Annotated in this window: 13 protein-coding genes and 1 pseudogene; 11 read left to right on the top strand and 3 right to left on the bottom strand. The window is 69.1% G+C overall.

Annotated elements, in window-relative coordinates:
• Positions 1-21 precede the first annotated feature (21 nt).
• Both V8246_RS05550 and V8246_RS05545 read right to left on the bottom strand, forming a co-directional pair.
• Entirely contained in the window at positions 22-1,464 is a 1,443-nt protein-coding gene (locus V8246_RS05550) for a diguanylate cyclase (protein ID WP_336188256.1), read from the bottom strand.
• 143 nt (positions 1,465-1,607) lie between these two features.
• A complete protein-coding gene (locus tag V8246_RS05545; RefSeq protein ID WP_336188255.1) occupies positions 1,608-2,540 on the bottom strand; it encodes a carbohydrate kinase family protein in 933 nt (310 codons plus the stop codon).
• 316 nt (positions 2,541-2,856) lie between these two features.
• On the opposite strand from V8246_RS05545, the gene V8246_RS05540 reads away from it, so the two are divergent.
• The 8 genes and pseudogenes from V8246_RS05540 to V8246_RS05505 all read left to right on the top strand — a co-directional run bounded on the left by V8246_RS05540 (position 2,857) and on the right by V8246_RS05505 (position 12,799).
• On the top strand, positions 2,857-3,903 hold the full coding sequence (locus tag V8246_RS05540; RefSeq protein WP_055937350.1) for a rod shape-determining protein: 1,047 nt from the start codon (positions 2,857-2,859) through the stop codon (positions 3,901-3,903).
• A 118-nt stretch (positions 3,904-4,021) separates the two neighbouring features.
• On the top strand, positions 4,022-5,200 hold the full coding sequence (mreC, locus tag V8246_RS05535; protein WP_336188254.1) for a rod shape-determining protein MreC: 1,179 nt from the start codon (positions 4,022-4,024) through the stop codon (positions 5,198-5,200).
• Positions 5,197-5,682 carry a rod shape-determining protein MreD gene (gene mreD / locus V8246_RS05530; RefSeq protein ID WP_336188253.1) on the top strand — a complete coding sequence of 162 codons (486 nt, stop codon included), beginning with the start codon at positions 5,197-5,199 and terminating at the stop codon, positions 5,680-5,682. Before mreC ends, mreD begins: the two co-directional genes overlap by 4 nt.
• Positions 5,683-5,685: 3 nt before the next feature.
• A pseudogene (gene mrdA / locus V8246_RS05525) lies at positions 5,686-7,524 on the top strand (penicillin-binding protein 2); the annotation flags it as partial.
• A 353-nt stretch (positions 7,525-7,877) separates the two neighbouring features.
• Complete coding sequence (gene rodA, locus V8246_RS05520) at positions 7,878-9,014, top strand: rod shape-determining protein RodA (RefSeq protein WP_336188252.1); 1,137 nt, start codon at positions 7,878-7,880, stop codon at positions 9,012-9,014.
• A 149-nt stretch (positions 9,015-9,163) separates the two neighbouring features.
• Complete coding sequence (gene mltB, locus V8246_RS05515) at positions 9,164-10,300, top strand: lytic murein transglycosylase B (protein WP_336188251.1); 1,137 nt, start codon at positions 9,164-9,166, stop codon at positions 10,298-10,300.
• On the top strand, positions 10,297-11,478 hold the full coding sequence (locus V8246_RS05510) for a septal ring lytic transglycosylase RlpA family protein (protein ID WP_336188250.1): 1,182 nt from the start codon (positions 10,297-10,299) through the stop codon (positions 11,476-11,478). Before mltB ends, V8246_RS05510 begins: the two co-directional genes overlap by 4 nt.
• Before the next feature lie 121 nt (positions 11,479-11,599).
• On the top strand, positions 11,600-12,799 hold the full coding sequence (locus tag V8246_RS05505) for a D-alanyl-D-alanine carboxypeptidase family protein (RefSeq protein ID WP_336188249.1): 1,200 nt from the start codon (positions 11,600-11,602) through the stop codon (positions 12,797-12,799).
• 65 nt (positions 12,800-12,864) lie between these two features.
• Here the strand turns inward: V8246_RS05505 and V8246_RS05500 are convergent, their stop codons facing one another.
• Positions 12,865-13,728 carry an EamA/RhaT family transporter gene (locus V8246_RS05500; RefSeq protein WP_336188248.1) on the bottom strand — a complete coding sequence of 288 codons (864 nt, stop codon included), beginning with the start codon at positions 13,726-13,728 and terminating at the stop codon, positions 12,865-12,867.
• A gap of 238 nt (positions 13,729-13,966) precedes the next feature.
• Between V8246_RS05500 and V8246_RS05495 the strand changes: the two genes are divergently transcribed.
• The 3 genes from V8246_RS05495 (at position 13,967) to lipB (ending at position 15,950) form a co-directional block, all read left to right on the top strand.
• A complete protein-coding gene (locus V8246_RS05495; protein ID WP_336188247.1) occupies positions 13,967-14,914 on the top strand; it encodes a CsgG/HfaB family protein in 948 nt (315 codons plus the stop codon).
• Between the two features lie 101 nt (positions 14,915-15,015).
• Positions 15,016-15,294: a DUF493 family protein gene (locus V8246_RS05490; RefSeq protein ID WP_336188246.1), complete on the top strand. Its 279-nt coding sequence runs from the start codon at positions 15,016-15,018 to the stop codon at positions 15,292-15,294.
• Positions 15,282-15,950 carry a lipoyl(octanoyl) transferase LipB gene (lipB, locus tag V8246_RS05485; RefSeq protein WP_336188245.1) on the top strand — a complete coding sequence of 223 codons (669 nt, stop codon included), beginning with the start codon at positions 15,282-15,284 and terminating at the stop codon, positions 15,948-15,950. The genes V8246_RS05490 and lipB overlap by 13 nt, the downstream gene beginning before the upstream one ends.
• The last annotated feature ends 57 nt before the right edge of the window (positions 15,951-16,007 follow it).

Below are 16,007 nucleotides of genomic sequence, written 5' to 3'. Positions count from 1 at the left end.
GCGCGCACGGCGCCGGTCAGCTCATCCGCCGATCACCCGGTTCCGCCCCATCGCCTTCGCGCGGTACAGCGCCACATCGGCCTGGCTGAGCAACTGCTCCAGCCCCACCACCCGGGCGGGTGCCGACGCCACGCCGACGCTGACGGTGATGTCCAACGGGCGGCCCTCGTCGCGGGGGATGGGTGCGCTGGCCAGCAGGCGCAACCGTTCCGCGACGGCAAGGGCGGCCGCGGCATCCACGCCTGGCAGCAGCACGGCGAACTCTTCGCCGCCGAATCGCCCGAACAGGCCGTCCTCACGCAGGTGATCGCGCATCCGGGCGGCGAACGTCGTCAGCACCTCATCCCCTGCGGCGTGGCCGTGACGGTCGTTGACCGATTTGAAGTGGTCGATGTCCAGCATCATCGCCACCACCGTGCCGCCGGTCCGCTGCATGTGTTCCGCCAGCTGCAGCCCTCGCCGCAGGAACGCGCTGCGGTTGAGGACGCCGGTCAGTGCGTCGTGGTCGGCGGCATGGTTGAGCGTGGCCAGCAGCTGGTTGCGCGCGGCGTTCACGCTGGCCACGGTAAGCGGCGCCACGGCCAGCAGCGCCATGCCGATCCGCAGGGAGATCACCGGATGCGCGCTCTGATCCGGCAACTGCAGGTCGATGATGCCGTGCGCGATGGCGATCAGCGTCCACATGCACAGCAGCGCCGACACCACCGCCGTGGTGAACAGCCGATAGGCCAGTGCGCACCACAGCAGGGCCGGTACCGGGAACGCGATCGCGCCCGGCCCGCCGATGGCCACGCCCAGCAGGGCCGCCAGCACGAGCGCCAGCAACGGCGCCAGCAGCATGGGCCGCTGGCGGATGCGCCCCAACCGGTGCCGCAGCGCGCGTGCGGCCCGGGTGGGCGACGGCGCCAGCAGTACCACGGGCAACAGGGTCACGTAACTGACCAGTTCGGCGGAGAACCAGAAACCGCTGGCGGTCAGCCAGTCCATCCCCATCAACGCATGCGCGGTCAGGCTGCCGACCGCGCTGGCGCAGACCGCCGCGGCGGCCGATGCCGCCAGGACCCACAGCATCGACAGCGGGTGCAGCAGGCGGCGATCTTCCTCGCGCAGCCGCCGGAACACCAGGTAGCCGGCCAGCACGCCGGCCAGGTTGGCGGCCGTCAGCCGCAGCGTGGTGGGGAGCGAGGTGCCTGTCAGCAGGTCGGCGGCAACGTAGCCCAGCGCGGCCGCGGCCCAGCCGGCCGGTGAGGCCAGGGCGGGGCGGCGCGCGAACAGGCCCAGCAGCAGCGCATTGGTGGGCCAGAACGTGGCCAGCTGGGATTCGGGACGGGTCAGGATGCCCAGCCCGCTGGCCAGGAACACCACGCCCGCCACGAACAGCGTCTGCAGGAGGAGTTGGCGTGCGGTCGCGAGGCTGGACGCGCGGATGTCCGGTGGAGTGTATTGCGGATGCTGCGCGACCATGTTGCCCCTGCCCGTTGCCGACTGCGCGGGGCAGGCCTCCGGGCCGATCCCCCGGAGCTACCTTACGTCACAAAGAGGAACGGAGGGCGCTCGCCAAACGGCGGCCGGACAGGACATCGCCGGCCGCACCTTTCGACTCACATTTACAGTGCGTAGCCGAACTGCTGCTTGAACTGTTCGTTGAACTCGTCGAAATCGAAGCGCTGGTTCTGCGTGCCCGGATGCTCGACCTTCAGCGCGCCCATCAGGTTGCCCATGCGGCCGATGGTCAGCCAGTCGTAGCCCTTCTCGATGCCGTAGATCAGGCCTGCGCGGAAGGCGTCGCCGCAGCCGGTGGGGTCGGTCACGCGGCGCTCGTGCGCCGGCGGGATGTCGTAGGTCTTCTCGGGGGTGTGGATCTGCGAGCCGTGCGGGCCGCGCGTGGTGATGTAGGCCTTCACCCGCTCGACGATGTCGGCCTCGCTCCAGCCGGTGCGCTCCTGCAGCAGGTTCGACTCGTAGTCGTTGACCGTCACGTAGTCGGTCAGCTCGATGAAGTGGCGCAGCTCCTCGCCGTTGAACAGCGGCATGGCCTGGCCCGGATCGAAGATGAAGGGGATCCCCGCCTCGGCGAACTCGGCCGCGTTCTGCAGCATGCCCTCGCGCCCGTCGGGGCTGACGATGCCGAAGGTGACGCCGGGCACGTCCTTCACGTGGTTTTCGTAGCTGCGCATCATCGCGCCCGGGTGGAAGGCGGTGATCTGGTTGTTGTCGTGGTCGGTGGTGATGAAGGCCTGGGGGGTGAACAGTTCGTCGATCACCTTCACCTGGGACAGGTTGATGCCCTGTTCGACGAAGTGCTCGCGGTAGGGGCCGAAATCCTGGCCCACCGTGGCCATCGGGACCGGGTCGCCGCCCAGCAGCTTGAGGTTGTAGGCGATGTTGCCGGCGCAGCCGCCGAACTCGCGGCGCATGCGCGGCACCAGGAACGACACGTTCAGGATGTGCACCTTGTCCGGCAGGATGTGGTTCTTGAACTGGTCCGGGAACACCATGATGGTGTCGTAGGCAAGGGAACCACAGATCAGTGCGGACATCGGCAGACTCGGCTGGAGGCGGGTGCGGCCGCCCCGGGCCGCAGGAAAATCGGGACGTGCGCCCCATTCCCGGCGCGCCGGTGCGAAGGTTACCGGCTGGGGCCGATGCCGACCAGCCTTGTCCGGGCGGTGGCGGTCGCGGGATCGCCGGGGGCATGCGCGCGGACACGCGAGGTGGACAGCGGTTTTTGCCCGGGATTCACGAGATTTTTCCTTGCCCGCACCATGCCGGATTGTTAGGCTAGCCGACTTCGTTTTTTGCCCAAAAAATCGCCACTCCGCGCGATTTCCGCCCCCAGCAGGAACCCGTCCCCCGATGTTCAAGAAGCTCCGCGGCATGTTCTCCAACGACCTGTCCATCGACCTGGGCACGGCCAATACCCTGATCTACGTGCGCGGGCAGGGGATCGTGCTGAACGAGCCCTCGGTGGTGGCGGTGCGCCAGGATCGCGCCATCGGCGGTTCGCGCTCGGTCGCGGCGGTCGGCGCGGAGGCCAAGCAGATGCTGGGCCGCACCCCGGGCCACATCACCACCATCCGCCCGATGAAGGACGGTGTGATCGCCGACTTCACCTACACCGAGGCGATGCTGAAGTACTTCATCAAGAAGGTGCACAAGTCGCGCTTCCTGCGTCCCAGCCCGCGCGTGCTGGTGTGCGTGCCGGCCGGCTCCACCCAAGTCGAGCGCCGCGCCATCAAGGAATCGGCCGAGGAGGCCGGCGCCCGCGACGTCTACCTGATCGAGGAGCCCATGGCGGCCGCCATCGGCGCCGGCATGCCGGTGACGGAGGCGCGCGGTTCGATGGTCATCGACATCGGCGGCGGCACGACCGAGGTGGCGGTGATCTCGCTGAACGGCATCGTCTACTCGCAGTCGGTCCGCATCGGCGGCGACCGCTTCGACGAGTTCATCACCAACTACGTGCGCCGCAACCACGGCATGCTGATCGGCGAGGCCACCGCCGAGCGCATCAAGCTGGAGATCGGCTGCGCCTACCCGCAGGCCGAGGTGCAGGAGATGGAAATCTCCGGTCGCAACCTCGCCGAGGGCGTGCCGAAGATGATCAAGATCAATTCCAATGAAGTGCTGGAAGCCCTGCACGAACCGCTGTCCGGCATCGTCAGCGCAGTCAAGCTGGCCCTGGAACAGACCCCGCCGGAGCTGTGCGCCGACGTCGCCGAGCGCGGCATCGTGCTGACCGGCGGCGGCGCGCTGCTGCGCGACCTGGACCGACTGATCAGCGAGGAAACCGGCCTGCACGTGCAGGTCGCCGACGATCCGCTGACCTGCGTGGCGCGTGGTGGTGGCCGTGCGCTGGAACTGGTCGACATGCACGGCAACGAGTTCTTCGCGCCGGAATGACGAGGCAGGGACGAGTGGGGAGGAGTGAGAAGTGAGTCGGAGCGACTCCCCTGCCATGGCCTGTGTCGCACCCCTCACGCCCCACTTCTCGTTCCTCTCCACGCGCTCCTAGCCCTCCGTGCCCTCCTACGCCGGCCCTCCCGTTGCCTCCCGCCCCGGCGAAGTCGCCAGCACCTTGCGGCTGCTGGCCTATCTGGCGCTGACCATCGCCCTGGTGATCCTGGATCATCGCGGTGGCTGGCTCTCGCAGGTGCGTGCGCAGGCCAACGTGGTGGCGCAGCCCCTGTGGTGGCTGGCCGGCCTGCCCGGACGGCTGACCACGCGCGTGCAGGATGATGCCGCCACCCGCACCGGGCTGATCGAGGAAAACAGGCGCCTGCGCAACGAGATGCTGGTGGCCAATGCGCGGCTGGCCCGTCTGCAGACCGCGGCGGCGGATAATGCCCAGCTCCGCGCCCTGCTGGGGGTGAAGACCGCGCGCGGCCTGGACGTGCAGCTTGCGCCCATCCTGGACATCGACCTGGCGCCGGGCCGCCAGCGCCTGGTGCTGGATGCGGGCAGCCGCGCCGGCGCCACGATCGGACAGGCGGTGATCGATGCCGGTGGCCTGATGGGCCAGATCATCGAGACCACTCCGGCCCATGCCACTGTCCTGCTGCTCACCGACCCCGACCATGCCGTGCCCGTGGTGGTGGCGCGCAACGGCGTGCGCCTGATCGTCTATGGGCGCGGGCGCAGCGACCTGCTGGAGCTGGCCGACGTGCCGCTCAACAGTGGTGTGCAGGTCGGCGACATGCTGGTGACCTCGGGCCTGGGCGGGCGGTTTCCGGCCGGCTTCCCGGTCGGCAAGGTGGCCGCGCTGCGGCCCGACGACAGCCATGCCTTCCTCGTCGGCGACGTGACCCCGGCCGCGCGCCTGGACCGCGGCCGCGACGTCCTGCTGCTGAAGTCCGCGCCGCCGCAGCCGCTCCCGCCGGCGGATCCGTCGCGCTTTTTGCCTGAGACGGCTTCGCCAGCGGCAGGCTCCGTCGGGCCGTCGGAAACGGGACCGGCCGCGTCCGCGACCCAAAGCCCCTCTCCCACCGGCGACCGAAGGAAGTCCCCGTGGGAGAGAGGGGTTGGGGTGAGGGGCAACGAAGGCAGTAATGCTGGTGCGACCAACGCCGTGTCCGCGCCCGCGACAGCTGCTCCGCAAGCCTCGCGCCCCGCGAACGCCCCGACCCCTCTCCCGGCGGGAGATAGGCTCAGCGGGCGCCCGCGAAGCAATGAACCCCCGCCGCAGGAGCCCCAGCGATGAGCCGCGCTCGCACCGGCTGGCTGATGCCGCTCAGCTTCATCGTCGCGCTGCTGCTGGGGCTGCTGCCGTTGCCCGACCTGCTGCAGCCGCTGCGCCCTTACTGGCTGGCGCTAGTGCTGGCGTACTGGGTGATCGAGGCGCCGGACAACGCCGGGCTGGGCCTGGCGGTGATCGTGGGGCTGGTGGCCGACCTGATGTTCGGCACGCTGCTGGGCGAACAGGCGCTGCGGCTGCTGATCATGGCCTTCATCGTGCAGCGCTTCCGCGCACGCCTGCGCTTCTTTCCGATCTCGCAGCAGGCACTGGCCATCGGCGGCCTGCTGCTCAACGACCGCATCGTGACCACGGTGGTGCATCTGGCGCTGGGCGAGCCGACGCTGCCCTGGCCTTACTGGTGGGCGCCGGTGCTGGGCATGCTGTTCTGGCCCCCGCTGTTCGTGTTGATGGATGCGCTGCGGCTCGGCCGCCGCAAGCGGAGCTGAGCGATGGCGGGCCTGCGCCGGCGCGGCAAGAATCCACATGCGGAGGCGGACCAGTTCCGTCGTCGCGCGGTGATCGGCTTCGCCGTGGTCGGCGCCTGCCTGGTCGCACTGGCGGCCTGGTACTTCAAGCTGCAGGTGATCGACCACGACGACTACGCCACGCGTTCGGAAGCCAATCGCATCCGGCCACGCCCGGTGGTGCCGGGCCGCGGCACGATCTACGACCGCAACGGCAGGCTGCTGGCGGAGAACGTGCCCGCGTTCCGGCTGGACGTCACCCCCGACAAGGTGAAGGACCCGGCGAAGCTGGTCGCCGACCTGGGCAGGATCATCGCGCTCTCGCCCGAGGACATCGAGCGCTTCGAGGCCACGCGCAAGACCTCGCGGGGTTTCCGCCCGATCACGCTGAAGCTGCGCGTGTCCGAGGAGGAAATGGCGCGCTTCGCGGTGGACCGCTGGCGCTATCCTGGCGTGGAACTGGTGCCCTACCTGACCCGGCGCTATCCCTACGGCGACCTGTTCGCGCACATCGTCGGCTACGTGGGCCGCGTGGACGAAAAGGACCTGGAGCAGCTGGGCGAGATCAACAGCGCCCTGACCCACATCGGCAAGACGGGGCTGGAGCGCTACTACGACGAACAGCTGCGCGGCAGGATCGGCTACGAGAAGGTCGAGACCAACGTGGAAGGCCGCGCGCTGCGCGTGGTCGGCCGAGTGCCCGCCCAGGCCGGCACCGACCTGCGGCTGAGCGTGGACGCCACGCTGCAGCAGGCCATCGTCGACGCCTTCGGCGAGCTGGAAGGCTCGGCGATCGCGGTGGATCCGCGTACCGGCGAAATCCTCGCGATGGTCAGCCTGCCCAGCTACGACCCCAACCTGTTCGTCAACGGCATCTCCAGCAGGGATTTCCGGATACTCAACGAAAACCCCTCGCGGCCGCAGTTCAACCGGCTGGTGCTGGGCGGCGTGGCGCCGGGGTCGACGCTGAAGCCGCTGATCGCGCTGGCGGGCCTGGACAGCGGCAAGCGCAGGCCCGAGGACACGGTGGTGTCCACCGGCATGTTCTACCTGCCCGGCACCCGCCGCGGCTGGGGCGATGCCAGCCGGCGTGGCCACGGCGTGACCGACCTGCGCAAGTCGATCTCGCAGTCGGTGAACACCTATTACTACCGACTGGCGCTGGACCTGGGCATCGCGCAGTTCGACGAGTACATGGCGCACTACGGTTTCGGCCAGCCCACCGGCATCGACCTGCGTGGCGAGATCGGCGGCATCCTGCCCTCACCGCAGGCCAAGCTGAAGTCCCGCAAGGAGCGCTGGTATCCCGGCGACACCGTCAACGCCGCCATCGGCCAGGGCGATTGGAAGGTCACGCCCTTGCAGCTGGTGCGCGCCACGGCCGGCCTGGCTGACGGGCAGCTGCGCCGCCCGCACCTGGTGGCGCAGACGCGCGTGGGCTTCGATCGCCCGTGGGAGCCGGTACCGCAGCCGCCACCGGTTCCCATCAGTCCCAACCCGGCGAACGTCGAAGTGGTGCGCCAGGGCATGCAGGACACCATGCGGCCGGGCGGCACCGGCTGGCGCGTGGCGCTGGGCGCGCCCTACCAGATGGCGGGCAAGACCGGCACCGCGCAGGTGATCAGCCGGCGCGGCACCGCCGCCGTCGATCCGCGCAGCCTGCCGATGCACCTGCGCCACCGTTCGCTGTTCGTCGGCTTCGCCCCGGCAGACAACCCGACCATCGCCATCGCCATCGCGGTGGAAGGCGGCGGTTACGGAGGCAGCACCGCCGGCCCGATGGCGCGCAAGATCTTCGATGCGTATCTGCTGGGGAAGATGCCGGAGAAGGAGGGCGAAGAAGGGGTTCCTTCGGGCACGGCGCCCGCGATACCGCCGGCATCGCCCACACCGGCGCCGGCGCAGCCGACGAATGCGAATCCGAGCCCGGGCCAGGTTCCGAACCAGGTTCCGAGCCGCTCTCCTGCCGGGAGAGCGGTTGGGGTGAGGGGCGACGGAGAGGGGATGGGCGGAGGCGTTCATGGCGTGGCCGCGCTCGTGCCTTTTCGCTCGAACATGCCGGCGATCGTGCCTGTCCCGACCCTCACCCCCACCCCCACCCCTCTCTCCCACGGGGACTTCCTTCGGTCGCCGCAGGGAGAGGGGCTTGAAGCCGCCTCTGCGTCGAGGGGGTCGGCATGACCGAACTCCTGCGCTGGGGCGTCGATCTGCTGCGCCACCTGCTGCGCACGCTGGACTGGCCGTTGCTGGGTGCGCTGCTGGCGCTGATGGCGATCGGGCTGGCCGTGCTGTACAGCGCCGGTGGCGAGGCGCTGGGCTCGCGGCTGGTGCTCGCGCAGGGCGTGCGCTTCGGCGTGGGGCTGGTGGCGATGTGGGCGCTGTCGCGGGTCACCCCGGTGCGCCTGCGGGCATGGACGCCCGGCGTGTTCGCCGTGGCGCTGGTGCCGCTGGTGCTGGTGCTGTTCATCGGCACCGGCAAGCACGGCGCGCACTGGATCGACCTGAAGTTCTTCTACCTGCAGCCCTCGGAACTGCTGAAGATCGCGCTGCCGATGATGCTGGCCTGGTACCTGCACCGCGAGCCGCTGCCACCGGGCTGGCGCACGACGATCGTGGCGGCGCTGCTGATCGGCCTGCCGACCGGGCTGATCCTGCTGCAGCCGGATTTCGGTACCGCCATGCTGGTGGCGGCCAGCGGCGTGTTCGGCCTGTATCTGGCCGGCCTGTCGTGGTGGTGGTTCATCACCGCCGGCGTGCTCGGCGGCACGGCGGTGGGCCTGGTGATGTTCGCGCCGATCTCGTGGTTCTCGTTCCTGCGGGAATACCAGCAGAATCGCATCCTGACCTTCCGCGATCCGGAGAACGATCCGCTCGGCGCCGGCTGGAACATCCTGCAATCGAAGATCGCCATCGGCGGCGGCGGCTGGACCGGCAAGGGCTGGGGACAGGGCTCGCAGTCGCACCTGGACTACCTGCCCGAACACACCACCGACTTCATCTTCTCGGTGCTGTCGGAGGAGTTCGGCTGGGTAGGCGTGGCCGTCGTGTTGCTGCTGTACCTGTTCGTGGTGGGACGCTGCCTGTGGATCGCGATGGATGCGCGCGACACCTACTCGCGCCTGCTTGCGGGCACATTGGGGATGGCGCTGTTCGTCTACGTGATCGTCAACGGCGGCATGGTGTCCGGCCTGCTGCCGGTGGTGGGCGTGCCGATGCCGCTGCTCAGCTACGGCGGCACGTCCGCGGTGTCGCTGCTGGCGGGCCTGGGCCTGGTGATGGCGGTGCGTGCGCACCGGCCGGTGCATGGGTATTGAGGAGTGAGGGGAGAGGAGTGAGGAGTGAGGAGTGAGGAGTGAGGAGTGAGGAAGAGCGACGCCCGCTTCCGCTCACTCCTCACTCCTCTTCATTCACTCCTGCCCCTATGTTCACGATTTCCCATAGCCTGCGTGCTACCCTCGCGCCGATGATGCGACGCGTACTTCCCTGTCTGCTGGTGCTGGCCCTTGCGTCCTGCGCCACTCCGCAACCGCCGCCGGCTTCCTCGGCGACGCCTTCCGCCGCCGCAACGACAACGCCCGCCGAGACCTCGGTGGAGCGTGTCGCCGAGGTGCCGCCCGAGGCGCTGGCGCCGGTCGACTTCCCCACGGCGCGTGCGCAGTTCGTGCGCGACACCGCGGCGAAGTACGGCATCGCCCCGGCCGAGATCGAAGCGACGCTGGCCAAGGCGCAGTTCCTCGACAGCGTGGTGGCGGCGATGTCGCGCCCGGCCGAGCGCGTGAAGCCCTGGAGCGAGTACCGCGTGGGCTTCCTCACCCAGGCGCGCATCGAGGGTGGCCGCAAGTTCATCGCCGAGCACCGCGACGAACTCGCCCGCGTCGAGCAGCAGTACGGCGTGCCCGCCGAAGTGATCGTGTCGATCATCGGCGTGGAGACCAACTACGGCGGCTTCACGGGTCGGCACAAGGTGCTGGACGCGCTGTATACGCTGGCCTTCCGCTATCCGCGCAGCGGCAATCCCGAGCGCGCCGCCTACGAGTACCGCCGGGAGCAGTTCTTCCGCGATGAACTGGCGCAGCTGTTCGCATTGGGTCGCGAAGAGAAGCTCGACATCGCGACCCTGACCGGCAGCTATGCCGGGGCGATGGGGTTGGGCCAGTTCATGCCCTCGAGCTACCGCGAGTTCGCGGTGGATGGCAACGGCGACGGCCGCCGCGATCTGTTCGCCACGTACCCGGACATCTTCGCCTCGATCGCCAACTACTTCCGCAAGAAGGGCGGCGAGCGCGGCGGCTGGGTGCCGGGCGGTGCGGTGGTCGCGCGCGCGCAACTGCAGGACGGCTTCGCCGAATTCAATCCGGAAACGTGGACGCCCGACTACACGCTGGCGCAGCTGGCCGAGAAGGGCTATCGCCCGCTCGAGCCGGTGGCGCCCGATGCCACGGCCACGCTGGTGCAGCTGGACGGCGCCGACGGCAAACAGTACTGGCTGGGCTTCCAGAACTACTACGCCATCACCCGTTACAACAATTCGAAGATGTACGCGATGGCGGTGCACCAGCTGTCGCAGGCCATCGCCGGCCGCGAGATCCCGCCGGCATGAAGCGGCTGGCCCTGCCGCTGCTGGCGATGGCGCTGGCCGCATGCAGCACGGCGCCGAAGAAATCTCCGCCGCCACCGACCGGCGGCCCCGCTTCGTCGCCGACCGCATCCTCCGGCGCGACACCCGGCAAGGACTGTTCGCGCTACGCGCCGGCACAGGAAGACCCGAGCACGCGCGGCCATTACACCGCTGGCGGCCTGTACAAGCCCGGCGTGTCGGACAGCACGCCCGACCACGTGCCGGACCTGGACTGCATCCGCGAGCCCCAGGTCACCGCCGAGCCGCGCTCGCGCGTGGGCAACAAGTCGCCGTACTCGGTGCTGGGCAAACAGTACCGCGTACTGGACCGCGTCGACGGTTACGTAGAGCAGGGTACCGCGTCGTACTACGGCAACAAGTTCCATGGCCGTCGCACGTCCAACCAGGAGGTGTACGACATGTACGCCTACAGCGCGGCGCACAAGTCGCTGCCGCTGCCCAGCTTCGCGCGGGTCACCAATCTGGACAACGGCAAGTCGGTCGTGGTGCGCGTGAACGACCGCGGTCCTTTCCACGAGGGGCGCGTGATCGACCTCAGTTACGCCGCCGCGGTCAAGCTGGGCATCACCCAGCGCGGTACCGGCCGGGTGGAAGTGCGCGCGCTGACCCCTGACGGCGCCTCGCTGGCGGCGGCGCCGGCCCCCGTATCCGCGCCCGTCGCGCCGTCGGCAATGGATCAGCTGGTCGGCGCGTTGCCGAAGGATGCGGCGCGGTACCACGTGCCGGCCAAGGCGGGCGACACGCCCAGCGCAGACGGGTTCGAGGCCTGGATGAAGGCCAACGGCGTGCGCGTGGCGTCGGGCAGGCCGGCAACGCCCATGGCGTCCTCCACCGCCAGTGCCGTCCCGCCCGCACCGGTCACGCCGGTACGGGAGACCGCGCCAGCCCCGGCGTCCCTGCCCCTGCCGTCGGCCCTGCAGCTGCAGGTCGCCAGCTTCTCCAGCCGCGACAACGCCGATCGCGCGCTTGCGCGACTGGTCGCCGCGGGCATCGCCGAAGCTCGCCTCAGCGATGTGCCCGGCGCGGCGCGTCCGCTGTGGCGCCTGCGGGTGGGCGCGGCCGATGCGGCCTCGGCGGAAGCACTGGCAGGCAGGATCGCCAGCCTGGGCTTCGGTCGTCCGCAGATCGTCCGCGAATAAGCCGATCGCAGCATATTCCCGGCCTTTTTTACGTCTTTCCAACCCCAGCCACGGCCGGCCTCCCTACAATATCCGCCTTGAACCGTCAGGCCCACACGGCCTTGCCAGGAGTTTTCCGCCGATGAAGTTCCGTTTCGCTCTCGCCGCGCTCGCGACCACCGCCATGGGCCTGGCCATTGCCCAGACGCCCGCGCCGACCCCCGCGCCCGCCGCGCCGGCGGCCCCCGCCGTCGAGATCCCGCCCCCGCCCAAGCCCACCGCCACGGCGTGGGTGCTGATGGACTACATCACCGGCCAGGTGCTGGCGGGCGAGAACTACACCCAGCGCGTCGAGCCGGCCAGCATCACCAAGGTCATGACCTCGTACGTACTGGCGGCCGAGCAGAAGAACGGCAAGATCAAGCCCGACGACCAGGTGATGATGAGCGAGCGCGCCTGGCGCGAGGGCGGCGCCGGCACCGACGGCAGCTACAGCGGCTTCGCCGTCAACAAGACCGCGCCGTTGATCGACATGGAAAAGGGCATGGCCGTGCAGTCGGGCAACGACGCCGCCATCGCGCTGGCGGAACATGCCGCGGGCAGCCAGGAAGCCTTCGCGTCGCTTATGAACAACTACGCCGCGCAGATCGGCATGAAGGGCTCGCACTTCGTCAACGCGCACGGCTTGTCCGCGCCGGAGCATTACTCCACGGCGTACGACCTGGCGCTGCTGGGCCGGGCTTTCATCCGCGACTATCCCGAGCAGTACGCCTACAACAAGATCAAGGAATTCACGGTCGGCGCCATCACCCAGCCCAACCGCAACCTCCTGCTGTGGCGCGACGCCAGCGTGGATGGCATCAAGACCGGCCACCACTCCGCCGCGGGCTACTGCCTGATGAGCTCGGCCAAGCGTGGCGACCAGCGCCTGATCGCGGTGGTGATGGGCTCCACCTCCGAGAAGCAGCGCGCCGACGACAGCCTGGCGCTGCTCAACTGGGGCTTCCGCTTCTACGAAACGCACCGCCTGTACGAACCGGGCAAGGCCATCGCCGCCCAGCGCGTGTGGAAGGGCAAGGCCAAGGAAGTCCAACTGGGCGTCGCGCAGCCGATGCTGGTCAGCGTGCCGCGCGGCCGCTACGACGACCTGAAGCCGACCATGGACGTGCCCAAGACGCTGGTGGCGCCGATCACTGCCGGCCAGGCCATCGGCACGGTGAAGGTCACGCTGGACGGCAAGGTCGTGGCGGAGTCGCCGCTGGTGGCGATCACCGCCATCGAGGAGGCCGGCTTCTTCAAGCGCCTGTGGGATGCGTTCTGGATGTGGTGGGAGTCGGAGTGATCCGCCCTGTTCCATGAGGGTGCAGACGAGGAAGCCGGCGCATGCCGGCTTCTTCGTTTCGCGCGTCAGCCGATGCCGGCGGCGATCAGGCCGATGGCGATGATGGCCAGCGGAATGGCCAGCAGGTTGAGCCGGCCCAGACGCTCGCCGAAACCGAGCACGCCCACCAGCGTGCCCAGCACCACCACCCCGATGTTCATCATCGAGAACACCACCGCCGGATGGTCCGGCAATGCACGATGGGCTTTCACGTAGAACAGGATGTTGGCGAAGTTCAGCGTGCCCAGCAGCAGGCCGGCGCCGAGCGCGGCGCCCGTGAACGCGACCCGCCTGTGCCAGGCGCGCGCGCCCTGCAAGCACAGCATCACCGTGAACGCGGCCACGAACGCCACCTGCAGCGAGGCGGCGAAGGGCGTGCCGGCGGCGGCCAGCCGCTTGAGGAGTATGTCCACGCTCGCGTAGCCGACCAGCACCACCAGCGGCAGCGCCCAGGCCTGCCAGCCGTCACGGCGTGGTCCGCGCTCAGGTCGCGTCACCAGACAGGCGATCGCGATGACGCCAAGCACCAGTCCGGCGATGCGCAGTGCGTTTGCCTGTTCGCCGAACCACAGGAAGGCGGCCAGCAGCGACAGCACCAGCGACATCCGTTGCGCGATGTCGGTGCGCACGATGCCGGCGGCGCGCACCGAGGCCGACAGCGCCAGGAAGATGCCCGGCAGCAGCATGGCCAGCAGCACCAGTTCGGCCCAGGGCGTGCGGGCGTGGCCGAGGGACGCCAGGGGCGGGTCCAGCAGGCCGAAGCACAGCAGCGAGGCGGCCAGATAGTTCCAGGTGATGCCCTGGGCTGTGTCGATCCCGCGCCGCTGCATCAGTTTGAGCAGCACGGAGACCATCACGCTGCAGGCGACGCTGATGAGCAGGTAGGCCACGGCACGGCTCGACACGGGAGCGGGCAATTATCGCGCAACCGGCGGTGGCCTTATTGCCAGGAGGACGCGGCTGATGGCCTGTTGGTTTCAAATTTCCCGTGCTTGCCAGCATGGCCGCCGCCATGGCCTATCATCCGCACGGGGACACCGGCATCTGCGCCGCGGTCGCCCGTGCCGATGGAACGCTTCCGCTTCGGGAGCGACAACCTTTCAAGGAGTGACTTCAGTGAGCAGGGGAATGAACAAGACCGTACGTATCACCGCTGGCATGCTGGCGCTCGTGGCCACGTTGCCCGCGTTTGCCCAGCGCCAGAGCGCGCAGGACCAGCGCAAGCAGCAGATGGCCGAAATCCCGACCTGCAGCAAGCCGCTGGGCACGATCTCGGTGATCGAGCCGGAGGACGGCGTGAACTGGTGGAGCGGCCAGCAGTTGCCGGCACCGTCGAAGCTGATCAAGGTCTTCGTCAACAAGTCGCGCTGCTTCACGCTGGTGGACCGTGGCGTGGGCATGGGTGCGGCAATGGCCGAGCGCGACCTGGCCGCCAGCGGCGAGCTGCGCAACCGCTCCAACATCGGCAAAGGCCAGATCCGTGCGGCGGACTACGTGCTGGTGCCCGACCTGATCTCGCAGAACAGCAACGCGGGCGGCAACGCCATCAGCGGCCTGCTGGGCGGGCTGATGGGCGGCAACGTCGGTCGCGTGGTCGGCGGGCTGGACTTCAAGAAGAAGACCGCTGACGTGGTGCTGACGGTCACCGACGTGCGTTCGTCCGAACAGGTCGCCATGGCCGAAGGCAGCGCCAAGAAGACCGACATCGGCTGGGGTGCGAGCGGCAGCCTGTTCACCGGCAGCCACTGGGGCGGCGGCGGCGCCAGCGGCTATGCCAACACCGAGATCGGCCAGGTCATCACGCTGGCCTATCTGCAGGCCTACACCAACCTGGTGAGCGAACTGGGCGGCCTGTCCGGCAATGCGTCGGCCTCCAACGCTCAGCAGGCGGTGGAGATGACCAAGCCCGGCCGCCTGTTCGCCAACCCCAAGGGCACCGGCAAGGCCGTGCGCGACCTGGACCCCGGCATGATGCTGTACCCCACCGGCAACAAGGAGGGCGTCATGTGGGAGGTCGAGGACGAACTGGGCAACAAGGGCTGGGTCTCGTCCAACCTGGTGCAGCTGGCGCGCTGAGCCACCTGTCGCAAGGACACGAAGGGCCGCGAAAGCGGCCCTTCGTCGTTCCGGGATGCCCGCGGCTTGGCTTTCGCGCCGGGCGTCCCAATAATTCCCGCATGGAAATCAAATCCGACAACCCCGAACACGGCTTCCAGTTCCCCGGCACCTTCGAGCTCAGCGCGATGGGCACCGCCGGCACCGGACTGGAGACCGAACTGCCGCGCTTGCTGGAATCGTCCGGCGTGGAGGTCCTGCACGAGGACATCACCTGGAAGCACTCGGCCAACGGCAAGTACGTGTCGGTGCGCATCCGCTTCCGCGCCGACGACCGTGCCCAGTACGACGCCGCCCACCAGTCGCTGCGCGACCACCCGGAAGTGAAGTGGACGCTGTGAGCGCGCCCTGCATCGTCCGCGAACTCGGTCGCCAGCCGTATGAGCCGGTGTGGCGCGCCATGCAGCGCTTCACCGACGCGCGCACCGACGCCACCGTCGACGAGCTGTGGCTGGTCGAGCACGATCCGGTGTTCACCCTGGGCCAGGCCGGCAAGGACGAGCACGTGCTGGCGCCGGGCGACATCCCGGTGGTGCACGTCGACCGCGGCGGGCAGGTGACCTATCACGGCCCGGGCCAGATCGTGGCGTACCCGCTGTTCGACCTGAAGCGCCTGAAGGTGGGCGTGCGCGACTACGTCTGCAGGATCGAGCAGGCGATGATCGACACGCTGGACGAGTGGAACATCCATGCCGAACGCAAGGACGGCGCCCCCGGTGTGTACGTGGCCGGTGCCAAGATCGGCGCGCTGGGCATCCGCGTGCGTCGCGGCTGCACGTTCCATGGGCTGGCCTTCAACATCGCCATGGACCTGGAGCCCTTCCATCGCATCAACCCCTGCGGCTACCAGGGCCTGCAGGTGGTCTCGCTGGCAGACCTCGGCGGCCCCACCGGCATGGACCAGGTGAAGCCGGTATTGCTGAAGCACATGGCCGAGCAGTTCGGGCTGTCGTTGCGGCACGAGGCCGCATTGCCGGACCTATCGAAGGCGGCGTGATCCAGCGTGTCGTAGGAGCGACGTCAGTCGCGACCGCACGGCCGGCCTGCTAGCGCG

Source organism: Pseudoxanthomonas sp. F11 (assembly GCF_037046485.1).
GTDB lineage: Bacteria > Pseudomonadota > Gammaproteobacteria > Xanthomonadales > Xanthomonadaceae > Pseudoxanthomonas_A.
Note: the sequence above shows the minus strand (reverse complement) of the source record. Positions and strands in the feature narration are given on the sequence as shown.